General features: G+C 69.8%; 22 protein-coding genes, 1 tRNA gene and 2 pseudogenes. 5 read left to right on the top strand and 20 right to left on the bottom strand.

All coding sequences use genetic code 11. From position 1 onward, the window contains the following. The first annotated feature begins 139 nt into the window (after positions 1 to 139). Positions 140 to 1,360, top strand: a complete 1,221-nt coding sequence (locus Psi02_RS08230; protein WP_203972852.1) for an acetyl-CoA C-acetyltransferase — start codon at positions 140 to 142, stop codon at positions 1,358 to 1,360. Between the two features lie 86 nt (positions 1,361 to 1,446). On the opposite strand, the gene Psi02_RS08225 is transcribed toward Psi02_RS08230, so the two are convergent. The 3 genes from Psi02_RS08225 to Psi02_RS08215 form a co-directional block, all read right to left on the bottom strand. Continuing rightward, positions 1,447 to 1,857, bottom strand: coding sequence for a PPOX class F420-dependent oxidoreductase (locus Psi02_RS08225; RefSeq protein WP_203972851.1), 411 nt, complete (start codon positions 1,855 to 1,857; stop codon positions 1,447 to 1,449). A 62-nt stretch (positions 1,858 to 1,919) separates the two neighbouring features. After that, on the bottom strand, positions 1,920 to 2,138 hold the full coding sequence (locus tag Psi02_RS08220; RefSeq protein WP_203953796.1) for a DUF4287 domain-containing protein: 219 nt from the start codon (positions 2,136 to 2,138) through the stop codon (positions 1,920 to 1,922). 188 nt (positions 2,139 to 2,326) lie between these two features. Next, positions 2,327 to 3,112, bottom strand: coding sequence for a Bax inhibitor-1/YccA family protein (locus tag Psi02_RS08215; RefSeq protein ID WP_203972850.1), 786 nt, complete (start codon positions 3,110 to 3,112; stop codon positions 2,327 to 2,329). A 744-nt stretch (positions 3,113 to 3,856) separates the two neighbouring features. Between Psi02_RS08215 and Psi02_RS39980 the strand changes: the two are divergent. Then, positions 3,857 to 4,909 (top strand): annotated as a pseudogene (locus Psi02_RS39980) (sensor histidine kinase); the annotation flags it as partial. Between the two features lie 72 nt (positions 4,910 to 4,981). On the opposite strand, the gene Psi02_RS39975 reads toward Psi02_RS39980, so the two are convergent. Together Psi02_RS39975 and Psi02_RS08205 are read right to left on the bottom strand one after the other, a co-directional pair. Further along, positions 4,982 to 5,953, bottom strand: a complete 972-nt coding sequence (locus tag Psi02_RS39975; protein WP_239094708.1) for an asparaginase — start codon at positions 5,951 to 5,953, stop codon at positions 4,982 to 4,984. 1 nt (position 5,954) lies between these two features. Next, the gene (locus Psi02_RS08205; RefSeq protein WP_203972848.1) at positions 5,955 to 6,794 is read right to left on the bottom strand and encodes a Clp protease N-terminal domain-containing protein; all 840 of its coding nucleotides are present in this window, start codon (positions 6,792 to 6,794) and stop codon (positions 5,955 to 5,957) included. 214 nt (positions 6,795 to 7,008) lie between these two features. Here Psi02_RS08205 and Psi02_RS08200 point away from each other — a divergent pair, with 214 nt between their 5' ends. Next, positions 7,009 to 7,875, top strand: a complete 867-nt coding sequence (locus tag Psi02_RS08200; protein WP_203972847.1) for an SDR family oxidoreductase — start codon at positions 7,009 to 7,011, stop codon at positions 7,873 to 7,875. Positions 7,876 to 7,914: 39 nt separating this feature from the next. On the opposite strand, the gene Psi02_RS08195 is transcribed toward Psi02_RS08200, so the two are convergent. From Psi02_RS08195 to Psi02_RS08185, 3 genes are all read right to left on the bottom strand, one after another. Beyond that, positions 7,915 to 8,934, bottom strand: coding sequence for a CU044_5270 family protein (locus tag Psi02_RS08195; RefSeq protein ID WP_203972846.1), 1,020 nt, complete (start codon positions 8,932 to 8,934; stop codon positions 7,915 to 7,917). Continuing rightward, entirely contained in the window at positions 8,927 to 9,535 is a 609-nt protein-coding gene (locus Psi02_RS08190; RefSeq protein WP_308442219.1) for an RNA polymerase sigma factor, read from the bottom strand. The genes Psi02_RS08195 and Psi02_RS08190 overlap by 8 nt, the downstream gene beginning before the upstream one ends. Positions 9,536 to 9,922: 387 nt before the next feature. Beyond that, positions 9,923 to 10,471, bottom strand: coding sequence for a hypothetical protein (locus Psi02_RS08185; protein ID WP_203972845.1), 549 nt, complete (start codon positions 10,469 to 10,471; stop codon positions 9,923 to 9,925). A 60-nt stretch (positions 10,472 to 10,531) separates the two neighbouring features. Between Psi02_RS08185 and Psi02_RS41055 the strand changes: the two are divergent. Then, a pseudogene (locus tag Psi02_RS41055) lies at positions 10,532 to 10,618 on the top strand (YceI family protein); the annotation flags it as partial. Between the two features lie 203 nt (positions 10,619 to 10,821). Here the strand turns inward: Psi02_RS41055 and Psi02_RS08175 are convergent. From Psi02_RS08175 to Psi02_RS08155, 5 genes are all read right to left on the bottom strand, one after another. Further along, positions 10,822 to 10,894, bottom strand: a tRNA-Leu gene (locus Psi02_RS08175). 46 nt (positions 10,895 to 10,940) lie between these two features. Continuing rightward, on the bottom strand, positions 10,941 to 11,474 hold the full coding sequence (locus tag Psi02_RS08170; protein WP_203972844.1) for a peptide deformylase: 534 nt from the start codon (positions 11,472 to 11,474) through the stop codon (positions 10,941 to 10,943). Continuing rightward, positions 11,474 to 12,025 carry an ACT domain-containing protein gene (locus Psi02_RS08165; RefSeq protein WP_239094707.1) on the bottom strand — a complete coding sequence of 184 codons (552 nt, stop codon included), beginning with the start codon at positions 12,023 to 12,025 and terminating at the stop codon, positions 11,474 to 11,476. Before Psi02_RS08165 ends, Psi02_RS08170 begins: the two co-directional genes overlap by 1 nt. Positions 12,026 to 12,171: 146 nt before the next feature. After that, on the bottom strand, positions 12,172 to 13,539 hold the full coding sequence (locus Psi02_RS08160; RefSeq protein ID WP_203972843.1) for an NAD(P)/FAD-dependent oxidoreductase: 1,368 nt from the start codon (positions 13,537 to 13,539) through the stop codon (positions 12,172 to 12,174). A gap of 152 nt (positions 13,540 to 13,691) precedes the next feature. After that, complete coding sequence (locus tag Psi02_RS08155; RefSeq protein ID WP_203972842.1) at positions 13,692 to 14,570, bottom strand: uracil-DNA glycosylase; 879 nt, start codon at positions 14,568 to 14,570, stop codon at positions 13,692 to 13,694. Between the two features lie 110 nt (positions 14,571 to 14,680). On the opposite strand from Psi02_RS08155, the gene Psi02_RS08150 reads away from it, so the two are divergent. Next, positions 14,681 to 15,886 carry a cytochrome P450 family protein gene (locus Psi02_RS08150; protein ID WP_203972841.1) on the top strand — a complete coding sequence of 402 codons (1,206 nt, stop codon included), beginning with the start codon at positions 14,681 to 14,683 and terminating at the stop codon, positions 15,884 to 15,886. On the opposite strand, the gene Psi02_RS08145 is transcribed toward Psi02_RS08150, so the two are convergent. The 7 genes from Psi02_RS08145 to Psi02_RS08115 form a co-directional block, all read right to left on the bottom strand. Further along, positions 15,860 to 16,921: an HAAS signaling domain-containing protein gene (locus Psi02_RS08145; RefSeq protein ID WP_203972840.1), complete on the bottom strand. Its 1,062-nt coding sequence runs from the start codon at positions 16,919 to 16,921 to the stop codon at positions 15,860 to 15,862. The genes Psi02_RS08150 and Psi02_RS08145 overlap by 27 nt on opposite strands. Beyond that, positions 16,918 to 17,244: a PadR family transcriptional regulator gene (locus Psi02_RS08140; RefSeq protein ID WP_203953812.1), complete on the bottom strand. Its 327-nt coding sequence runs from the start codon at positions 17,242 to 17,244 to the stop codon at positions 16,918 to 16,920. The genes Psi02_RS08145 and Psi02_RS08140 overlap by 4 nt, the downstream gene beginning before the upstream one ends. A 70-nt stretch (positions 17,245 to 17,314) precedes the next feature. Next, positions 17,315 to 18,301 (bottom strand): Ppx/GppA phosphatase family protein, encoded by a 987-nt coding sequence (locus tag Psi02_RS08135; RefSeq protein WP_203972839.1) that lies wholly within the window; start codon positions 18,299 to 18,301, stop codon positions 17,315 to 17,317. Continuing rightward, a complete protein-coding gene (locus tag Psi02_RS08130; protein ID WP_203972838.1) occupies positions 18,256 to 18,783 on the bottom strand; it encodes a DUF501 domain-containing protein in 528 nt (175 codons plus the stop codon). The genes Psi02_RS08135 and Psi02_RS08130 overlap by 46 nt, the downstream gene beginning before the upstream one ends. Continuing rightward, the gene (locus Psi02_RS08125; RefSeq protein ID WP_203972837.1) at positions 18,783 to 19,199 is read right to left on the bottom strand and encodes an FtsB family cell division protein; all 417 of its coding nucleotides are present in this window, start codon (positions 19,197 to 19,199) and stop codon (positions 18,783 to 18,785) included. The genes Psi02_RS08130 and Psi02_RS08125 overlap by 1 nt, the downstream gene beginning before the upstream one ends. A gap of 59 nt (positions 19,200 to 19,258) precedes the next feature. Next, complete coding sequence (gene eno / locus Psi02_RS08120; RefSeq protein ID WP_203953816.1) at positions 19,259 to 20,539, bottom strand: phosphopyruvate hydratase; 1,281 nt, start codon at positions 20,537 to 20,539, stop codon at positions 19,259 to 19,261. Positions 20,540 to 20,643: 104 nt separating this feature from the next. Then, the gene (locus Psi02_RS08115; protein WP_203972836.1) at positions 20,644 to 21,600 is read right to left on the bottom strand and encodes a nucleoside triphosphate pyrophosphohydrolase; all 957 of its coding nucleotides are present in this window, start codon (positions 21,598 to 21,600) and stop codon (positions 20,644 to 20,646) included. Positions 21,601 to 21,610 lie beyond the last annotated feature (10 nt).

Raw genomic sequence — 21,610 nt, 5'->3', positions numbered from 1 at the left:
GGCACACCTCGCTCCTCCGGTACAAAGTTCTGTTCGCGTGGCCCCAGGGCGTGGCGGAAGCCGTACCGGGGGGTAACCTCCTGCGGAGGAGGGCCGCCCGAACCCTGAGTGCGGTGGCCGGAGAAACAGGGAGAGTCACATGCCTGAGGCAGTCATCGTGGCAACCGCGCGGTCGCCGATCGGCCGCGCCTTCAAGGGATCTTTGAAGGACATCCGGCCCGACGACCTCGCGGTTCAGATCGTCCAGGCCGCGCTCGCCAAGGTGCCGCAGCTCGACCCGAACGACGTGGACGACCTCATGCTGGGCTGCGGCCTGCCCGGCGGCGAGCAGGGCTTCAACATGGGCCGGGTCGTCTCGGTGCTCCTCGGCCTCGACGGCGTGCCGGGCACCACGGTCACCCGCTACTGCTCGTCGTCGCTGCAGACGACCCGGATGGCCTTCCACGCGATCAAGGCCGGGGAGGGCGACGTCTTCATCTCCGCGGGCGTCGAGACCGTCTCCCGGTTCGCCAAGGGCAGCTCGGACTCCCTCCCCGGCACCACCAACCCTCTCTTCCTGGACGGCAAGTCCCGGACCGACAAGCTCGCCGAGGGCGGGGCCCCGGTCTGGCACGACCCCCGCGAGGACGACGCGATCCCGGACGTCTACATCGCCATGGGCCAGACCGCGGAGAACGTCGCGGGGCTGCGGGGCGTCTCCCGGCGCGAGCAGGACGAGTTCGGCGTGCGGTCGCAGAACCTGGCGGAGAAGGCGCTGGCCAACGGGTTCTGGGAGAGCGACATCACCCCGGTCACGCTGCCCGACGGCACCGTGGTGAGCAAGGACGACGGCCCGCGGGCGGGCACGACCTACGAGGCGGTCTCGCAGCTCAAGCCGGTCTTCCGGCCTGACGGCACGGTGACGGCCGGCAACTGCTGCCCCCTCAACGACGGCGCGGCCGCGGTGATCGTCATGAGCGACACCAAGGCGGCCGAGCTGGGGATCACGCCGCTGGCGCGGATCGTCTCGACCGGTGTGACCGGGCTGTCTCCGGAGATCATGGGGCTCGGGCCGGTCGAGGCGTCCCGGCAGGCCCTCGGCCGCGCGGGCATGGCCATCGGCGACGTCGACCTCGTGGAGATCAACGAAGCCTTCGCCGCGCAGGTGATCCCGTCCTACCAGGAGCTCGGCATCGACCTCGACCGCCTCAACGTGAACGGCGGCGCGATCGCCGTCGGTCACCCCTTCGGGATGACCGGCGCCCGCATCACCTCGACGCTCATCAACAGCCTCCGGTTCCACGACAAGTCGCTCGGCCTCGAGACGATGTGCGTCGGCGGCGGCCAGGGCATGGCGATGGTCCTGGAGCGTCTGGCCTAGACGGCCGCGGGGGATCCCGGAGTCGTCCGGGATCCCCCGCAGGGCGTCAGCCGTGGTGGTCTGTCTGGCCCCGCCTCGGCGGAGCGTCAGCCGTGGTGGTCGGGCCCGGCCTTGGTGGGCTCGACCCGGATGAGGACCCGCTTGTCCCGCACCATCGCCTCGCGGTAGTCGTCCCAGTCCGGGTGCTCACCGCTGATGCCCCGGTAGTACCCGACCAGGCCGTCCATGGCCTCCGGCAGCGACACGACCTGCGCGGTTCCCTCGATCTGGACCCAGGGGCCGTAGAAGGCGTCGCTCATCACCGTGAGGAGGACCTGGGGATTCTTACGGGCGTTGCGGGTCTTCGCCGCGGTCTCGCGGCTGCTGACGATGAGATATCCGTCCTCGTCGAGCCCCACGGTGACCGGTGACGTCTGGGGGCGGCCGTCTGCGTGCCAGGTGAACATGACCGCGCGATGGTTGTTCTTCACGAACTCACGCGCCTCATCGAGATCCATGAAGACAATGATGCGCCCACACCGAGGCGGTGCGGGCGCAGGGATTCGGGACCGGTCACTTCCTAGAAGCGACGACGCCGCTCGTGCTCCAGGACGATCGCTGCGGCGTAGCCGTGGCTCAGCCCGTGTTCATCGGCGAGCCAGGCGGCCCGCTCATCACATCTGAGGAACGACGGACCGTTGTCGATGGCTTGGAACCACTCGGGGAGTTCGCGTCCGGTGATGGACGGGACGCGTGCGATCAGCTTTGTCTGTGTCTCCGGTGAGTGGTTCAACGACATGGGCACCTCCACGGATCGGGCTGCTTTGTGTCACAGTGCATCACCAGCCCGTGCTTGACAAGACCCCCGCAGACATCAACTTGTTACAGATTGTTGATCGAAAGTTTTGCACCGTGACGGCACATCCTGTTAAAGGACAAAAAAAGGGCACCCTTCGGAAAAGAAGAGTGCCCTTTTCTCTCGCCAGGCTAGTCGTTGCTTGTGAAATAGCTGATGAAACGGAGAATCTCCAGGTAGAGCCACACGAGGCTCAGCGTGAGGCCGAAGGCCATCAGCCAGGAGTACCGCTCGGGGACGCCCGCCCGGACGCCGCTCTCGATCTGGTCGAAGTCGAGGAGCAGGAAGAAGCAGCCGAGCAGGATCGCGACGACGCTGAAGAGCCAGCCGATCGGGCTGTCGGTGCGAAGGCCGAGGCCCCCGTCCACGAAGAAGCCCGCGACCAGGTTGAGCAGGGCGAGGCCGACGAACGCGAAACCGGCCGCGATGACGAACTTGGTGACCTTCGGTGTCGGCCGGAAGATCTTGAGTGCGTAGACGGCCAGTGTGCCGCCGAAGGCCACCATCGTGCCGAGCACGGCCTGCAGGACGATGCCGTTGAATCGCGACTCGTACGCGTGGCTGATGTAGCCGATCGCGATGCCGTAACAGAGCGCGTAGCCGAGGATGAGCGCGGGGTTCGTGCTCTGCTTGAACGAGACGATCAGGCCGAGGACCAACCCCACCAACATCGCCGGGATGGCGATCCCGGCGCCGAAGTCCATGTACCACGACACGGCCGCGGCGACGACCAGTGCGCCGAGTGTCATGAAACCGCGCACCACGACGTCGTCGATGGTCATCGGGCGCGAGGTCGGCGGAGCGTACGACGGCGCGCCGTACATGGCGTCGAGCTGCTGCACGCTCGGGGTCGCCGAAGTCCATTGCTGCTGACCGGTGGACCCACGCCGGCTGAATATCGGGTTTCTGCTCTCCATCGCTGCCTCCGGGACGCGACTCGCTGCTCAGCCTCTTGCGCGGCTTATTCGGGATGGTGCCCACGAAGCGCCGTGCCCACAAGGGACTCGGCGCTCCGCCAACGTCTGCAACGATCAGGACCCGGCACGAGTTCCCCGCCACGCCGCGCGGAATCGGCGCGGTTTCCCGGCCTCCCCCAGGCATGCCCGCGCCAATAAACTGGGACAGTTCTTTTACTTGAACAATTCAAGTCAAGTGTTAGCGTGTTCAGCAGCGGGTCCGTCTCGGAGACGGATCCACGGCCACCGGAGTTCGCTCCAACCGCCGCGCACGATCGGCAGAGTCGGGCCCTGGGCGGCCGACAACCCTCACCACCGCAGCGCCCCGAGCATCTCGAGGTAGCGATCACGTGTGAGGAGGATGCGGTGCGCAGCCTTGTTTCGCTCCTCGAACCTGAGCGGTCACCACTGACGCGGCTGCGGCCGCGGTCGATCCGCGGCCGGATCACCGTTCTGGTCAGTCTTCTGGCGGTGCTGTTGATCGGGCCCACAGGACTGCTGATCGGCTCGCTGACCCGTCAGGCGTTCAATGACACCGTCTGGCTCGACGCACGCCATCAGTCCTCCACGACCGCCGAGGCCGTCCGCACCGGGCGCCTGGGGAACCCGATCGTGCCCGAGGTCCGCGGCGTCACGCTGATCCAGGTCGTGGCGCCCGATCGGCACGTCATCGCGGCGTCGCCGGCGGCCTCCGGCCTGCCCCCGATGAGCACGGTGCTTCCACGCCCTGAGCGCCCGCAGATGGACGTGCGGGCCTGCCCGGACCACGGCGACGGGAGTTGCGTCCGGATCTCCGCGTACCGCGTGTCGCAGGCGGTGGACTCACCCGTGGTCTACGCGGGCAGGCCCATGGCCGTCGCGACGGCCGCCGCGCCGTTCGACTGGATCTTCGCGGCGGAGGTCGTCGTCCTCGTCCTGCTCACCGGCTGGGGCACCTGGAAGATCGCAGGCCGCACCCTCCGGCCGGTCGAGGACATCCGCACCGAACTCGCCTCCATCAATGTCAGGCATGTCGGCAGCAGGGTCGAAGAGCCCGTGGGCCACGACGAGATCGGCCGCCTGGCCAGGACGGTGAACGGCACGCTGGCACGAATCGAGGAGGCCAAGCGCGCGACCGAGAGCGCGCTGCTGCGGCAGCGTCAGTTCGCGGCGGACGCCGCGCACGAGTTGCGCACGCCGCTCGCCGGGCTGCGGGCGGAACTCGAGGAGGCTCAGCTGCATCCGGACCAGACCGAGTTGGCCGACATGCTCCGGCGGACGCTGACCGACGTCGACCGGCTCCAGACGATCATCGCCGACCTGCTCCTGCTCGCGAAGCTCGGGGCGAACGCGCCGCAGGAGCAGCGGCCCGTCGATCTGGGCGTCCTCGTCGAGGAGGAGATCTCTCATCGGTCCCGGCGCGTAGACGTGCGGCTGCGGCTCGAACCAGGAGTCATGGTCGACGGCGTACGAAGTCAGCTCGGCCGGTTGTTCGGCAACCTGCTCGACAACGCCCAGCGCCATGCCTCCCATGCCGTCCTGGTCGAGGTGTGCCGGGGTGCCGCCTGCGCCGAACTGTCGGTCAGCGACGACGGCACCGGCATCCCGCTCGCGGAACGGGAGCGGGTCTTCGAACGCTTCACCCGGCTGGACAGCGCCCGCAGCCGCGGCCACGGAGGCACCGGCCTGGGCCTCGCCATCGCCCATGAGATCGCGATCGCGCACGGCGGCACGTTGCAGGTGACGGACTCGCCGGAGGGCGGTGCGCGATTCGTCCTGCGGCTGCCGTCGGCGGGGCCTGTCGCAACGGCTCGTGAGCCGATCCCCACGACGATCACCGGGCGCGGCGGGTCACAACCCGCCGAACCAGTCGCGCACGGCGTCTCTGCCGCCCGCGCCCAGAGCGACCATCACGGCGGCACGCGCCTTGACGGGAGCGAGGCCGCGGGCGCCGATCGCACCCGCTTTCGCGGCGAGCCCCATTCCGAACGGCAGGGCATCGAGCGGCAGGCCGGACGTATGACACCGTGACGCGACGACCACCGGGATGTCCCAGTCCGACAGCTCGGTGATCGTGGTGAACAACGTGACCGGGACGTTCGCCTCGCCGGTGCCCTCCAGCACGATCCCACGCGCGCCCGCGTCGACCACGGCCGTCAGCAGCGCCGGCTCGATGTCCGGATAAGTCTTGATCAAGGCAACATGCGACTCGGGCTCTCCCCGGGGATCCGGCGGCCTCGGCGGAGGCGCGCCGAGCGGCTCGACTCGGCCCTCCACCACGCGGCCCACAGGGGAGAACGGCGCGGAGGAGAACGCCGGAACGCCGGCGGCGTCGACCAGGGTGACCCATCGGGCCGCGTGCAGTTCGTCGCCGAGGCAGACGACCGCTCCCACCCCACGGAGGGCCGGGTCGGCGGCGGCCGCAAGCGACGACGCCAGGTTGCCCGGCCCGTCGGCGGACGGGTGGCCCAGAGGGCGCACGGCTCCGGTCAGCACGATCGCCCCCCGGCGGGCCGCGGGCCCCGCGAGCAGGTCGGTGAGGTACGCGGTGTCCTCCATGGTGTCGATGCCGTGCGTGACCACGACCCCGTCGAAGTCCTCGTCCAGAATGGCCGACCGGACCCGCCGGGCCAGGGCGAGCATGGCGGAGGGCGACAAGTCCCAGCTCGGCTCGGCCATGACGTCCTCGGCCACGACCTCCATCGTCCGCATGCGGGCGGGCACGGTCCGCAGGAGATCCGCTCCGGACGCCAAGCCCGGACGCCCCGGGCCGGACGAGTAGGCGATCATGTCGCCCGTCGCGAGCAGCAACACCCGCGCCATGTCAGGCCTCCGGGCCCGTGATGCCCGCGTGCTGTTCGAGCCGTTCGATGCGCTCGGCCAGCGGCCTGAGCTCCTGGCGGACGAGCTCGCCGATCCGCGCGAGCGCGCCCTCCTGGGCCGTGGCGTCCATGACCGGCGCCTGCACTCCCTGTGTCTGCGAGCCCTGTGTCTGCGGGATTTGGGTCGGCGGGTTTTGTGGCTGCGGGCTTTGCGTCTGCGCCCGGAGATGGACGTAACCGGCGAGGGCCGCGACGACGGCACGGCGGGTGAGGCGGGCCTCGGCGCCTCTCGTACGGAGGACCTGCCCGGCCGTGCCGTCGGGCTCTGCGACCAACCCCAGCAGCAGGTGCTCACACCCGATGTAGTTGTGACCGAGCGTCTGCGCCTCCGTCACGGCGAACTCGAGGGCGTTGGCGGCGGGGCCGCTGAACCGCCGGACGGCCTCGTCGCCGGAGGCCTCGGGCCGGTCCGGAAGCTGCCGGGCGAGGTCACGCCCGACCACCTCCGGATCGATCTCCATGGCGCGCAGGACGTGCAGGGCCAGGTTGTTCCCCTCGGCCAGCATGGCGGCGAGCAGGTCCTCCGTCCCGATGGCGGCGGCTCCCCGCTCCCGCGCCCGTTCCAGGGCGAGCTTGAAGACGGCCCGGGCACGCGCGGTGAAGTGCCCCAAACGTCCTGCGGGGTCGTCGAGCTCCAGCTCGCCCACGACGGCCTCCCGGATGGCGGTCACCCTGCGTACGGCCTGCTCCAAGGCTCGCTGGCAGACGGCGGAGACCGGCAGGCCGGCCTCCTTGACCGCCTCGGCCAGCTCGTCGGGCAGGTACACGTTGATTTTCGGCATACCCCTTGTATAACCCCCAAGGGGGCATACATCAACCTCGGAGAGCCGGACCGGACCGTTCGCACGGCCGGGCCACGGTCCCCGCCCCGCCATCACCACCGCACCGAAATGAAATTCGAACACCTGAAATACAGCATTTCCGCAGGTCAGACATTAAATGCGAATGGCACGTTCATGTTTGCCCGGAAGACCTTTCGCAGTCGAAGATGGAGAAATGCGAATTCTCGTGACCGGCGCGACCGGAAACGTAGGGCGGATCGTCACCGAGCAACTCCTCCAGGCGGGCGTCGCCGTAAGGGCGCTGAGCAGGCATCCCGATCAGGCCGCCCTTCCCCGGGGGGCCGAGGTGGTTCAGGGCGACTTGGCGCGGCCGGAGAGCCTGCGTCCGGCGCTGGACGGCGTGGACAGGATGTATCTGTTTCCGTTCGCGGCGACCGCATCAGAGGTGGTCGCCCTGGCCGAGGAGGCCGGAGTCCGCCGCGTGGTCGTCCTGTCGTCGGGCGCGGTGACCGCCGGCTACGACACCGATTTCCACCTGCCCGTGGAGCAGGCCGTGGAGGCCTCCGGCATGGAGTGGACCCATGTACGGCCCGGCGAGTTCATGCTGAACAAGCTGTGGCTGTGGGGGCCCTCGATCCGGGCCGAGCGGGTCGTTCGAGATCCGTTCCCCGACCTGGCCTGGCACCCGGTGCACGAGCGGGACATCGCCGACGTCGCCACGGCCGCCCTCCTGGAGGACGGGCATCAGCGCGCCGCCTACACCCTGAACGGCCCGGAATTCATCAGCCGCCGTGACCAGGTCCGCGCCATCGCCGAGGCCATCGGCCAGGACATCCGTTTGGAGGTCGTGACCCCGGCCCAGGCTCGCGACATGTATCTGGCCCAAGGCGGCTTCGCGGCGGCGAACGCCCGCTTTCTCACCGGGTTCGAGGATTACGCGGGCAATGAAGCCGGGCGATCCGAGGCCGAGGAGTCCGGCCCCGTTGCGTTCAGCCCGATGCCGACCGCGGAGAAGGTCACGGGCAAGGCCGCCCGCACGTTCGGCGACTGGGTCCACGACCATGCCCGGGACTTCGTCTGAAAGCGAGCGGATAGATCAGCCCGCGACCTGACGTCCATGTCACGGGCGCTGACCTGGGCCGTCGACCACGGCGGCGTCCATTTTCGCGTTCAGTTCGACGACGGTGCCCTTCGCGAAGTGCAGGGGATTGTCGGGGTCGTAGTCGCTGTCCACGCCGGGCGGAGGCGGCGGTTCCGTGTAGTCCTTGGTGAACACGGAGCTAGACCCCAGATAACGGTAGGTACGCCGGTCAAAGATGATCTCCGACCGCACTGACTGCGGGTCGATGATGCCGAATGCCTGGCCGTGCCGCCCGGCCGCGTCCTCGGCATCCTCGATCACCGTCACGCCGGGGATGTAGGCCAGCGCGCCGTACAGGGCCGCCTGCTGGCGCGGCGTGACGTAGTACCTCTTCAACGCCTCTTTCACCAGCGTGAACGCGGCGACGTCCCGCCCGCGCGAGGTATCGATGGTCGATGCGCGGATGCCTCCCGTGCGCTCCGCCGCAATGACCCTGTCGACTTCCGCGTAGACGTGCCGTGCCATGCCTTCCGGGTCGGTCGGCGCGCCCAGGAGGAATGCAGCGGACGGAACATCACGCTTGGGATCGATTTCCGACACCGTGACACGGCCATCGTTGCCGATGCCGGCGGTCCAGCGGCCATCCGCGGTGTACCAATCCCGCAGGTCCGATAAGTCGTGCGACTCAGTTTCCCGCTGCAGCGTCCGCACGTACGTCCAGGAGTCCGCGGGCACCTTCTCCGTCGACTGCTTCTCCGCCGCGGTACGCGCCCGCTCTGCCACAGCCGCCACGGCGGGTTGGGCCCCGGCCAGCGCGGCGACCGCGTCCGGCCGTCCGGGGTCTCCTCCGGTGTCCTGCGGCACGGCGATCGCGGTGATGATCGCCGATGCCAGCGCCGCGACCACGCCCGCTCGCAAGATGATCGGCCTCAACCGGAGGCGGCTGCGGCGGGGAGCCGCCATCTCCTCGAGCAGCCGTGCGCGGGCCGCACCCGAGGCGCCCGTGCGGATCGGCGGCGTGTCCCTGCGGAGCTCGGCGAGCATGTGCAGCTCATCCATCGTGGGTCTCCTTCGTCGGGTCGTTTCGACCGAGCTGGGCGCGTAATTTGCGACGCGCCCGGTTCAGGCGCGAGCGCACGGTTCCCAAGGGGATGTCGAGGGCCCGAGCGGTCTCCTCGTAGGTCAGCTCACCCCACACCACGAGCAGCAAGGCATCGCGGTCACCCTGTCCCAGCGTCGCCAGCGCCCCCGCCAGCCGCCGCTTCTGGTCATGAGTGATGAGCCGGTTGACGACGCCGTCGGCCAGCGACTCCGGCAGCGGGTCCACCCCCGTGCGACTCAGAGCCCGCAGGTACCGCACTTCGGAACGCCGATGACGCGCGACGAGCGTGGTGGCGATGCCGTACAGCCACGGGCGCGCGTCGGAGCGGGACACGTCGTAGACGGACCGTCGCCGGAAGGCCGCCAGAAAGGTCTCCGCGACGATGTCGTCGGCCGCGTCCGTACCGACCCTGCGGGCGATGTAGTGATGGATCACTTCGACATGCCGGTCGAAGATGGCCGCGAAGCACTCGGAGTCGCTCAGGGAGGCCGCGATCACCTCGGCGTCGTCCGGGGCCGGGGAGGAAGCCGCGGGTGGGCTGGTCATCTCAGGCAGCACCGCTTGGGCTCCTTCGTCATGAGCGGCCTCATCTCAGTCGGGGGATGGTTCAGCCCTTCTCTCCCGTAGAGCTTCCGAAAGTTCGCACCGTGGCCAAACCAGCAGAACTTCGGGGTTGGCTGTCGCGGCCGTCTTCACCACGTCCCGTGGTGGCGGCGATGTCGTCCGCGGCACCGGGACCGAGCCTGGACATCGCATAGCGGTGGATCGCGGCGAAGTACCGATCGGAGCTCTTCCGCCTTCAACCGGCAGGCGCCACACGGCAGGTGGCCGAGTAAGGCGGCGACGGCGTGGTCGATGTGAACCGCTTCCGCCTGCTCAGCATCGCCGTACTCCTGTGTGCGGGGTCTCAGCGGTCTGGTGGCGAGGCTCGTGGCGCGTGGGCGATCAGTAGCCCAGGCGTACGGTGAAGGTGTATCTGAACCTGGGGGAGTCGACCTTCTCGCAGCGGACGCTGACGGGATGGCGTTCGTGGTCGTAGGAGAAGGAGCCTCCGTCCTTGAAACACTCCGCGACGGCCTTCTCGGTGACGACCCCGCCATCGCTCGCCACCCAGTCCGCGACGGCCTTGACGGGCGGCGGGTCGCACGGTGAGGCTGGGTGGCACTGCTCCGTGAACCGGATGTTGGTCGCGTGTTCGTCCGCGCCCAGTTCGATTCGGTTGAAGCGGCCCTGTGGCGCCGCTATCCGGAACGACCATTCCCGGAGATAGTGGCGCGGCTTGTAGCTCTGCTCGTAGTAAATGATGCCGGCGACCACGCCGCCCGCCGCGGCGAGCGAGAGTACGACGGCCAGAATCCTGCCGATCCGTCCGCGGCGCCGCGGCGTCCCGGGGCGCCGCGGCTCATAGCGGACCGGCGGTCCGCCGTACGGCGGACCAGGGGGCGGAGACCCTGGGGGGCCGGCGGGCCCGTCCGGCGGCGGTGGGGCGTTCATCGGCGAGAACTCTAGCCAGTCCGGGCCTCCGCGTGAAGCGCAGCAGGTACCGCCACGGTCGACACCGCCAATGCGATGCGCGATGGCCACCTGCGCAGCGTGGAATTCCTGGATGTCGAGCGATTCCCGCTCATCACCAGATCCTGACCGCCGAGATCGCGGCCATCGGCACCACGCTCCGCGTCGAATGTGCCTACGTGGACATGAAGTGGCCCGATCGGGCCGGACACTCACGGCGGGATCACGGCGAGCGCCCTTCGAGACGCTGCATTCATGGACAACCGGACAACACAGATCAGCCCGCGACCTGACGTTCACGTCGCGGGCTTGCTCATGCTTGGCGGAAACTGTGCCCCCGGTGGGACTCGAACCCACAACGCAGCCCTTTTAAGGGGCTTGCCTCTGCCGTTGGGCTACGGGGGCGCCGCGATCATATGCCACGGACCACTCATCTGTAACTGGTTAGCCCTTACGCCGCTTGTCCCCCTTTCCGGACAGCATGCACGGCTCTCGTTCCGGCGACCCGGTCCAGGAAGAGCAGGCCGTCCAGATGATCGATCTGATGCTGGACGCAACGGGCCTCGAAGGCGTCGGCGTGGAACGTCATCGGCTCACCCGTGCCCGGTCGTACGCCCTGGACCGTGATCTGAGTGGCCCGGGCGACCTCGGCGGCCAGGCCCGGCACCGACAGGCAGCCTTCACGGGCCACGTCCCAGTCGGCCGCCTCGACGACCTCCGGGTTGGCGATGACCAGTTCCCCCGAACACGACCGGGTCGAGGGATGGCCGGAGACGTCGAGGCACATCAGCCGCCATCCGACGCCGAGTTGGGGGGCCGTCAGGCCACGGCACCCCGGCATGCTGCGCATGACCTCCAGCAGATGGCGCACGACGGAGGACACCACGGCGTCGGACGGGTCCACAGGAGCCGCCGGTGTCACGAGCAGATGGTGCGGCGCGGTGACCACCCCCTCGATCAGACAGGTACGCCTGTCGCCTTCCATCACATCACCGCCGGGTCGGCCGGCCGGAAGGCGATCCGGAATCCGTCCAGGGCCGCGGCCATCGCCCGCATCAGCGAGGCCACGTCAGCCTGAGCGGGCAGTTCCACATCCGCCACCAGGACGAACAGGTTTCCGGCGACTCGTGTGGTCATCGAGGTGACGGCACAGCCCACCTCGGCGAGCAGGCCGGTGGCCACCGGAAGAACGTCGGTCCTGGTGGGGCCGTGCAGGGTGAGGGCGTAGGCGAGCCCGGGAGGGCCGATGTCCGTGATCCCTCCGGGCGATGCCGCCGGGACAGGTGGGACGGCCGAGCCGGGAGCGGCGGGCGGGTCGACCGGCGCGGGAGCGAGATCCGTCACGGCGACGGCCAATCCGGGGATGCTCCGGGTCAGGCTCTCACCGAGGAGATCACGAGACAGACCGGCCGAGACGACGAGGGTCATCGCGAGATGGCCGCCGAGCAGGCTCATCGAGGAGTCACCGATGGCACCACCACCGGCGACCGCTCTCGTGACCTCGGCGACTGCGCCCGGGCGGTCCCTCCCGATCACAGTTACAGCGTAGAGCCCCACCTTCGTCCCACCCTCCGTCGCAGTCACGTTTGACCGCACCGCCGACGGAAGGGGTGGCCGGCATCGTGCTCGGGCGCCGGACGGCACGCGCCCCGGATGCGGAGCGCGTGCCGTACGGTGACGATCTAGCGTGTGGGACCGCTCTGAGCGGCGGCCCTGAACTCGTCGCGGGGGTTCTCGAGTTGGCCGAGCGAGACGGTCTCCCTCTTGAAGAACAGCGACAACGTCCAGTCGGCCATCACGCGGACCTTACGATTCACCGTAGGCACCCGCGACAGATGATACGTCCTGTGCATGAACCACGCCGGGATCCCGCGTAGCTTCACCCCGTAGACGTTCGCGACGCCCTTGTGGAGCCCCAGGCCGGCGACCGATCCGGCGTACTTGTGCCGGTAATCCTTCAGCTTCTCCCCGCGCAGGTAAGCCGTGATGTTGTCGCCCAGGACCTTGGACTGGCGGACGGCGTGCTGGGCGTTGGGCGCGCAGTACTGGCCCGGGTTGGTCACGTCGGGCACGCCGGCGACGTCTCCGGCCGCGAAGGCGCCCTTGACCCCGGCCACCGTGAGGCGGGTCGTGGTCATGATCCGGCCGCGCTCGTCGAGCGGGAGGTCACCGGAGTTGACGACCGGGCTCGGCTTGACGCCCGCCGTCCAGACGATCGTGGCCGACTCGAAGGAGTCTCCGTCCGAGGTCTTCACCAGGCCGCCCTCGCAGGACTTGAGGAGGGTCTTCATCTTGAGTTCGATGCCGCGCTCGCGGAGCTCCTCCGCCGTCCACTCGCCCATCTCGGGGCCGACCTCGGGCAGGATGCGGTCGCTCGCCTCGATGAGGACCCAGCGCAGGTCCTTCTGCTGGATGCTCGGGTAGTACTTGATCGCGTCCTCGGTCATGTCCTCGAGCTCGGCGAGCGCCTCGATGCCCGCGAAGCCGCCGCCGACCACGACGAAGGTCAGGGCGCGGCGGCGCACCTCCTCGTCCTCGCTCGAGTCGGCCCGGTCGAGCAGGGCCAGCACGCGGTTGCGCAGCGCGATGGCCTCGCCGACGGTCTTGAAGCCGATCGCGGCGTCCGCCAGGCCGGGGATCGGCAGCGTGCGCGAGATGGAGCCGGCGGCCATGACGATGACGTCGTACTCGATCTCCCGCGACTGCCCGACGGAGGGCTCGAAGGTCACCGTCCTGGCCTCGTGGTGGACCTTGGAGACCTTGCCGTTGAGGACCCGGACCTTGGGGAGCACCCGGCGCAGCGGGGCCACGACGTGGCGGGGCGAGATGTTGCCCGCCGCGGCCTCAGGAAGGAACGGCTGGTAGGTCATGTAGGACTGCGGATCGATGAGCGTGATCCGAACGCTCCCGTCACGCAGCTCACGGCGGAGCGTGCGCTGGAGGCGCAGGCTGGTGTAGAGGCCCACGTATCCACCGCCGACGATGACAATGTGCTTCGGCTTGCGGTTCACCACGGATGCCCTTCGTGCCTCGATTGCTTGTGAAAGCATTCACAAGGTTACGTCACGAGACGGCATCGGCGCCAATCCGCTCAGAGCGAAACTTCTCCGATATTTTCCGAACCAGCCTGGTCAGAGCCTTCTTCCTTTACGAAGAGCGCCAAAAATTCTCTTCGTGACCGACTTCACACTCGTGAAAGCATTCACAAGCGGTCGTCGGCGATGTGGGCAGGGGCCTCGCCGACGGCCATCGAAGGGGGCGTTCGGCGAGGGTCGTGACCAGGGTGCGGACCGGCCAGCGCGACCGCCCGCGCGAACACCGCGTCGAGCATCTCCGCCGTGACCCGCCCCGTGAACGTGTTCTGCTGGCTCGGGTGGTAACAGCCGATCAGCGTCACGGGCGCCGTGCCGTACGAGAGGGGAACCTCGACCCCGTGGCCGAACGGCGGGCGTCGCCGGGGCAGCGCGAAACCGGCCTCACGCAGCGCCGGCCACACCGCCTGCCAGGCGAAGCCGCCGAGCGCCACGACGACCCGTGTGGACTCCGCCACCAGCGCGAGTTCGCGGGTGAGCCACGGGAAGCAGGAGTCCCGCTCCTCCGGCGTCGGCTTGTTGGCGGGCGGCGCGCACCTGACCGCCGCCATCATCCGCGCGCCGATCAACCCCTGGCCGTCGCCCGCGCGGACGCTCGTCTCCTGTACGGCGAGGCCGGTCCGGTACAGCGACGCGAAGAGCCAGTCCCCGCTGCGGTCGCCCGTGAAGATCCGGCCCGTACGGTTCCCACCGTGCGCGGCGGGGGCGAGCCCCACGATGAGTGTGTGCGGCCTGTCGTCCCCCCAGCCGGCGATGGGGCGGCCCCAGTAGGTCTCCTCCGCGAACGCCCGCCGCTTGACGTCGGCGACGGACTCCCGCCACTCGACCAGTCGCGGGCAGGCCCGGCACACCGACTGCCGGGCGGTGAGTTCCGCCAGCGTCCCGCTGTCCGTCGCCAGCGCGGCGACCTCCAGGGGGTCGTGCGCGACAGGGGTGTCGGGCCGGGCGGGGTCGTCCGGCCAACCGGTTCCGGGAGGTACGCGACTCATGGTCCGATCGTCCCAGCAGGGGGCCGGCGGCGTGGCCGCGGTCTCGCTGATCACCGGAGATTGCCCTTCTCCACGACTTTTCTCCGGTATGCCGGGGTAAATACTCGCCCGTGTCTACCGACTCGTGCCCCCCACTGTTCGGCCCCGCATTCGACGCCGACCCCTATCCCGCGTTCGAGTGGCTGCGGCGCAACGCCCCCGTCACCCGAGTCCCGCTGCCGGGGTGCGAGGCCTGGCTGGTCACCCGATATGAGGACGCCGTCGAGGCGCTCACCCACCCGTCCCTGTCCAAGGATCCGGCGTCGGGCTCACCCGAGTGGCGTGCGGCGAGCCTCGGCCTGCCGCTGGACCACCGCCCCTCCCTCGCGCGCCACATGATCAACGCGGACGGCGAGGACCACTCCCGGCTTCGGCGGCTGGTCAGCGCCACCTTCACTCCCCGCCGCATGGAGGGCCTGCGAGCCCGCGCGCAGGAGGTGACGGACGGCCTGCTCGACCGTCTGGACGGCGACGAGGCCGACCTGGTCGCCGACCTCGCCTACCCGCTGCCGATCACGATCATCTGCGACCTGCTCGGCGTGCCCGAGGAGGACCGGGATGCCTTCCACCGTCTCGCGTCGGTGATCGACTCGGCGGCGGCATCCGAGGTCGAGCAGATCTCCCTCGCCACCGACGGGCTGGAGAAGTTCCTGAGCGATCTCGTCACGCTCAAGCGGACCCGCCCGGGCGACGACCTGCTCACGGAGCTCGTCCGGCGCTCCCACCGGGGCGAGATCCATCCCGACGAGCTGACGTCGACGGCGTTCCTGCTGCTCATCGCGGGCCACGAGACGACGGTCGCGCTGATCGGCAACGGTCTTCTCGCCCTCTTACGGCACCCGGAGCAACTCGCGGCGCTCCGCGCCGACTTCTCCCTGCTCCCCGACGTCGTCGACGAGATGCTCCGCTACGACGGCCCGGTGCGGAACGCCACCTGGCGCTTCCCCACCGAACCCGTCGTCATCGGCGGGCAGCGGATGCTCCCCGGAGATCCGGTCCTGGTGTCCCTGCTCGCGGCCAACCGGGACCCCTCCGTCTTCCCCGACCCCGACGCGTTCTCCCCCGGCAGGATCGGCGAACCGCATCTCGGGTTCGGGCGAGGTCCGCACTACTGCATCGGCGCGGCCCTCGCCAAGGTCGAGGCGGAGGTCGCGATCGGCAGCGTGCTGCGCCGTTTCCCCCGTCTCGCGCTCGCCACCGACCCCGGTGAGCTGGCGTGGTGGCCGAGCGCCATCATGCGGGGCCTGTTCTCACTTCCCGTCCGCCTTGGTGGGTGACGCGGACGGTGTGGCGGAGGGCGCCAGAGCGGGCGTGGCGGAGGGCGCCGGGGCGGGCGTGGCCCCCTCCGGCGAAGACGGGGCGACTCCGGCCGACGGAGAGCCGGTCGGCGACGGTGTCGCCGACGGGCTCGGGGGGACGCACGCGGAGGTGTCGCCCGGCAGCGGGTCGACCCAGGACCCTTCCGGCATGAGCGGAAGCGGATAGGAATTGCGCATCGGCGGCTCGCCCTCGCAGGGGACGGCGATCGCCCGGCCGTACGACTCCGGGTCGGTGGTGATCGGCCTGCCGTCCTGGTCGTAGAGCCGCACGTCGTGCAGCGGGGCCCCGTTCTCGTCGTACGGGATGATGTTGTAGACGCTGCCCCCGTCCAGGACGGCGACATTCTCCACCTGCACGCCGTAGGGAACGGGTGCTCCGCCATCGAAGGCGACGGGGCCCGAGCTCTGAACCGGCGGATCGATCATCGTGGCCAGCACCACGATCGCGGCGACGACGTTGGCGCCGAGCAGCAGTGCCCTCTCCCAGCCGGGGACTCCGGGCACGGCCCGGCGCCCGGCCCATACCGACGCCCAGACCAGCGCGAGCGTGAACACCCACGCCACCACGTCTCCGGGGACCAGCCGGCGCGGTCCGATCCCGGACAGGATGAGCAGCGCCGCCGCGTAGCCGCGCAGGACCCACCAGGCGGGTCGTAACTCGGGCGCGAAGGCGACGGCCTGCCGGTACGGCGGCAGTTGCATCAACCGGGCGTGAGCCGTACCGAGAAGGCCGGCGGCCCGGTTGCGCGTCCGTTCGGTGAGACGCCGGCGCGGGCGGGCGGGCCGGCCCCCATAGGCGGCCCGCAACTCCGCGGCGTACGCCTCGGGAGAGCCGAGGCGATCCTCCAAGGTCATGCCGGGCTCGGCGGCCACCTCCATGAGATGGTCGTCGAGATCCTCGAGCATCTCCTCTCTGTCCGCGGCGGGCAGGTCGGCGAGGGCCGCCCGCACCGCCTCGGCGTACGCGCCCGGGCTCAGCGGGGGGGTGGTCACGAGGCAACCTCCTTGAGCAGGTGGTTCATGGTGGCGGCGAACGAGGCCCACGTCGTCGCCGACGAGGTGAGGAGCGACCTGCCCACGTCGTTCAGGCCGTAGTACTTGCGGTGCGGGCCCTCGTCGGACGCGACCACATAGGAGTTGAGCGCCCCGGCCTTGAAGAGCCGGCGCAGCGTGCCGTACACCGAGGCGTCGCCCACGTCCTCCAGGCCGGCCTCACGCAGACTGCGCACGACGTCATAGCCGTAGCTGTCCCGCTTGGCGAGCACCGCGAGGACGGCGACATCGAGGACCCCTTTGAGGAGCTGGCTGCTGTCCACGCGACGCACAGTACTATGCATTGCGTAATAGCGGCAAGATCTCCACGATTCGAGGGAGACGAACCGTGGATCAGACCAGGGACCAGGCGATCCCGTCGAGGATGTCGTGCTCGCTGACGACGACCTCGGCGAAGCCGTACCGGCGGACGATGCGGTCGAGGATGAGCGCGCCCGCGCCGATGACGTCCACCCGGCCGGGATGCATGACCGGGATGGCCGCGCGCTCCTCCCGGGTCATCTCCAGCAACCGCGCGGAGACCTCGTGGACCTGCGCGGCGGGGATGCGGGAGTGGTGGATCCGCGCGGGGTCGTAGGCGGGCAGGCCGAGGACGATGCCCGCGACCGTGGTGACCGAGCCCGCGAGACCGACCAGGGTCCGCGCGTCCCTGACGGGCACGACGGCCTCGACCCGGTCCATGGCCGCCTCGATGTCCGCGATCGCCGCCTTCACCGTCTCAGGCTCCGGCGGATCTCCCTTGAGATGCCGTTCGGTCAGCCGTACGCAGCCGATGTCCACCGACAACGCCCCCTGGACGGCACCGGAGCCGACGACGAACTCGGTCGACCCGCCGCCGATGTCCACCACGAGGTACGGAGGCTCCCCGGTGTCCTGGCCTCTCGTGGCGCCGGTGAAGGACAGCCGCGCCTCCTCGTCGCCCGTCACCACCTCGGGTTCGACGCCGAAGATCTCGGTGACCCCGGCCACGAACTCGCTCCGGTTGGACGCGTCCCTGGTCGCGGACGTGGCCACGACCCGGACCGGCATCCATCCGGACGGCCCCGCGTGCTCGGCGATGAGCTTGGCGTAGCTCCGCATCGCCGTGAACGTGCGCTCCAGGGCCTCGGGCGCGAGGCGTCCGGTGCGGTCGACGCCCTGACCCAGGCGGACGATCTCCATCCGGCGCTCGATGTCGACCGGCTCACCGGCCCCTGACGCCACGTCCGCGACGTCGGTCATATCGGCGATGAGGAGGCGCACCGAGTTCGTGCCGCAGTCGACGGCCGCGACCCTCACGACGACTCCCCGGCTTCGGCGCAGGGCCCTTCCGCCCACCATTCGGGCAGGGCGTCGAGAGCCTCACGGCCGAACGGGTTGGCTCCCGGGACGGCCAGCTCGTGGGCGACCAGGGCGTGCAGGCACTTGACCCGGTCGGGCATGCCGCCGGCGGTCTGCATGTCGCGGGGAAGCGGCTCCAGGCCGTCCTCGCTCGCGGCCCGATCCCGCCGGGCGAGGTAGTCCTCGTGAGCCGCCAGATACGCCGCGGCCAACTCGGGGTCCTCCGCCAGCCTGGCCTGCATGAGCTTCATCAGGCCCGACGACTCCAGCGTGCCGATGGCCGACGCCGCCTTGGGGCAGGTCAGGTAGAACAGCGTGGGGAACGGTGATCCGTCGGGCAGCCGCGGAGCGGTCTCCAGTACGTCGGGCAGGCCACAGTGGCACCTGTGCGCGACGGCCCGCACCCCGCGCGGAGAACGCCCGAGCTGGGCCTCCACCGCGGCCAGATCGGCCTGATCCACCACTGTCGAACTCCTCGCCATCACTCCTGGCCCGTCTGCACACTCGCCTGCACGGCGTCGCGCCCGCTGTCGGCCGCCTCGACCGACTGCCACAGCGTGAGATACCACGGGGCCTGCTCCGCCGGCTTGGCCCCCGCCTTCGCCGCGGCCTTGCCCTCGCCCGCGTCGAGCACCACGAAACACTTCGCGCCGGGCTCGCAATAATGGAGCCGCTCCTTGGCCTGGCGCTTGATGTACTCCGGGTCCTCCAGCTGCCTGCGGCGCTCCTCGAGCTTCTGCAGGTTCCTGAGTGCCTGGGTCTGCTGCTGCTCGAGCTGCGCGATCTGCCGCCGCTGCGCGACGTACTCCCGGATGGGGTAGGCGAGGCTCATCGAAATCGCGCACACGACCACCGCGAGGATGGCCGCTCGCCCGGTGAGCTGCGGTCGCTTCGCCAACGCGACACCCCTTCCGGTTTCCGTCTCCGGTTCCGTACGGCTTGCTGCGCCCTTTCGGGTTACCCCTGGAAGCGGGGGAACGCGCCGCGACCCGCGTAACGGGCGGCGTCGTCGAGGAGCTCCTCGATGCGGAGCAGCTGGTTGTACTTGGCCACCCGGTCGGACCGCGCGGGCGCGCCGGTCTTGATCTGGCCGCAGTTGGTGGCGACGGCCAGGTCGGCGATCGTGGTGTCCTCGGTCTCGCCCGAGCGGTGGCTCATCATGCAGCGGTAGCCGCTGCGGTGGGCCAGGTCGACCGCGTCGAGGGTCTCCGACAGGGTGCCGATCTGGTTGACCTTGACGAGCAACGCGTTGGCGGCGGCCTCACGGATGCCGCGCTCCAGCCGCTCCGGGTTGGTGACGAACAGGTCGTCGCCCACGATCTGGACCTTGGTGCCGAGCGAGGCGGTGATGGCCTTCCAGCCCTCCCAGTCCTCCTCGTCCAGCGGGTCCTCGATGGAGACCAGGGGGTAGGAGCGGACCAGGTCCTCGTAGAACGAGATCAGCTCGCCCGCCGAGACGCCCTTGCCGTCGATCGTGTAGACGCCGCCCGAGTGGAACTCGGTGGCCGCCACGTCGAGCGCGAGCGCGATGTCCTCGCCCGGCGTGTAGCCGGCCTTCTCGATCGCCACCATGATCAGGTCGAGTGCGTCGCGGTTGGACGGCAGGCTCGGCGCGAAGCCGCCCTCGTCGCCCAGGCCCGTGGCGTAGCCCTTCTCCTTGAGCACGGACTTCAGCGTGTGGTAGGTCTCCGCGCCCATCCGGACGGCCTCGGAGAAGGTCTCCGCGCCGATCGGGGCGATCATGAACTCCTGGATGTCCACATTGGAGTCGGCGTGCGCGCCGCCGTTCAGGATGTTCATCATCGGCACCGGCAGGATGTGGGCGTTGGGCCCGCCGATGTAGCGGAACAGCGGCAGGTCGGAGCTGTCCGCGGCGGCCTTGGCGACGGCGAGCGAGACGCCGAGCAGCGCGTTGGCGCCGAGCCTGGCCTTGTTGGGCGTGCCGTCCAGGTCGAGCATGGTCTGGTCGATCAGCCGCTGCTCTTCGGCGTCGAAACCGATGATCTCGTCGGCGATCTCGTCGGTCACGCCGAGGACGGCCTTCTCGACACCCTTGCCGAGGTAGCGCTTCTTGTCCCCGTCACGAAGCTCCACAGCCTCGAACTGGCCGGTGGAAGCACCGCTCGGGACGGCGGCGCGGCCGGTGCTGTAGTCGTCCAGCAATACCTCGACCTCGACCGTGGGGTTCCCCCGGGAGTCGAGGATCTCGCGGGCGGTAACGGCCTCGATGGCAGCCACGAACGCTCCTAGCAAAGTCGCGGGCAGTTTGCCTGCTGAGCCTACCGGTCCTTACCAGCCGCCACGGCTCGGGGGCAGACCATTCTCCCGGCGTGTCTCATCTGTCAGGATTCGATCTCCCACTCCTCGATCCGCCGCCGGTACTCGCGCGTCACCGCCCTCAGTTCGGCCTCGGGATCGAGCCCTTCGTCCTGCGCGAGCCGTACAAGCTCGAACAGGCGCGCGCCCACCGTGTCGGGGAGGTCGCCGGCGAGGGAGGCGGGGACGCCGGCGCGTCCGGCCCGGCGGAGCATCTGCGCGGCGAGGGAGAGCGCGGGCTGCCCCATGGGCACGCCGCTCAGCGCGGAGTCGGTCTCGCCCTTGGCCGCGCGTTCGGCCGACTTGATCGTCTCCCAGTTGTCGCTCACCTCTCCGGCGCCCGAGACCGTGGTGCCGGCGAAGACGTGCGGATGGCGGCGGACCAACTTCTCGACGATCCCCGTCGCGACGTCGTCGATGTCGAAGCCGCTCTCCTGGCCCCGTTCCTGGGCCAGCCGGGAGTGGAACATCACCTGGAGCAGCAGATCGCCCAACTCTTCCCTGAGCGCCGTGAAGTCCCCCTGGTCGATCGTCTCCAGGACCTCGTAGGCCTCCTCGACGAGATAGGGGACGAGCGACTCGTGGGTCTGCTTGCGATCCCACGGGCATTCACGGCGGAGCCTGTCCATGACCTGGACGAGGTCGAGCAGCCTGGCGCCCGGAAGGTCGTACGAGCCGGGGATCACCTCGATGACGGGCGGGTCGGCCATGGCGATGGCGGCGTGGCCGATGGCGCGCATCAGGTCCTCGTCGCCGTCCTGGGCGGCGAGCCAGACGACCGTGCCCGTGCTGCCCTCGGCGGCGAGGGCGGCCGGGTCGGGGGTCCCGACGTCGACGTGGATTCCGGCCTCTTCCAGATAGGGGAGGACAGGATGGCCGGCGGACCCGGTGAGGACGCGCTCCGAACGGAGTGCCGCCCACGCCTGCCCGGTCAACAGCCCCGGAGCCACTCGCGGAGAAGTGGTGACAACCACCAACGCCATACCCTCAGCC

The sequence above is a fragment of the Planotetraspora silvatica genome (assembly GCF_016863315.1).
GTDB classification, from domain to species: Bacteria; Actinomycetota; Actinomycetes; order Streptosporangiales; family Streptosporangiaceae; genus Planotetraspora; species Planotetraspora silvatica.
This window is presented reverse-complemented; position numbering and strand designations above follow the sequence as displayed.

Excerpts from the sequence above, each read along its gene's own strand:
- Psi02_RS08230 (WP_203972852.1), top strand. The coding sequence starts at position 140 with ATGCCTGAGGCAGTCATCGTGGCAACCGCGCGGTCGCCGATCGGCCGC.
- Psi02_RS08225 (WP_203972851.1), bottom strand. The coding sequence starts at position 1,857 with ATGGATCTCGATGAGGCGCGTGAGTTCGTGAAGAACAACCATCGCGCG.
- Psi02_RS08220 (WP_203953796.1), bottom strand. The coding sequence starts at position 2,138 with ATGTCGTTGAACCACTCACCGGAGACACAGACAAAGCTGATCGCACGC.
- Psi02_RS08215 (WP_203972850.1), bottom strand. The coding sequence starts at position 3,112 with ATGGAGAGCAGAAACCCGATATTCAGCCGGCGTGGGTCCACCGGTCAG.
- Psi02_RS39975 (WP_239094708.1), bottom strand. The coding sequence starts at position 5,953 with ATGGCGCGGGTGTTGCTGCTCGCGACGGGCGACATGATCGCCTACTCG.
- Psi02_RS08205 (WP_203972848.1), bottom strand. The coding sequence starts at position 6,794 with ATGCCGAAAATCAACGTGTACCTGCCCGACGAGCTGGCCGAGGCGGTC.
- Psi02_RS08200 (WP_203972847.1), top strand. The coding sequence starts at position 7,009 with ATGCGAATTCTCGTGACCGGCGCGACCGGAAACGTAGGGCGGATCGTC.
- Psi02_RS08195 (WP_203972846.1), bottom strand. The coding sequence starts at position 8,934 with ATGGATGAGCTGCACATGCTCGCCGAGCTCCGCAGGGACACGCCGCCG.
- Psi02_RS08185 (WP_203972845.1), bottom strand. The coding sequence starts at position 10,471 with ATGAACGCCCCACCGCCGCCGGACGGGCCCGCCGGCCCCCCAGGGTCT.
- Psi02_RS08170 (WP_203972844.1), bottom strand. The coding sequence starts at position 11,474 with ATGGAAGGCGACAGGCGTACCTGTCTGATCGAGGGGGTGGTCACCGCG.
- Psi02_RS08160 (WP_203972843.1), bottom strand. The coding sequence starts at position 13,539 with ATGCTTTCACAAGCAATCGAGGCACGAAGGGCATCCGTGGTGAACCGC.
- Psi02_RS08155 (WP_203972842.1), bottom strand. The coding sequence starts at position 14,570 with ATGAGTCGCGTACCTCCCGGAACCGGTTGGCCGGACGACCCCGCCCGG.
- Psi02_RS08135 (WP_203972839.1), bottom strand. The coding sequence starts at position 18,301 with ATGGTGGGCGGAAGGGCCCTGCGCCGAAGCCGGGGAGTCGTCGTGAGG.
- Psi02_RS08130 (WP_203972838.1), bottom strand. The coding sequence starts at position 18,783 with ATGGCGAGGAGTTCGACAGTGGTGGATCAGGCCGATCTGGCCGCGGTG.
- Psi02_RS08115 (WP_203972836.1), bottom strand. The coding sequence starts at position 21,600 with ATGGCGTTGGTGGTTGTCACCACTTCTCCGCGAGTGGCTCCGGGGCTG.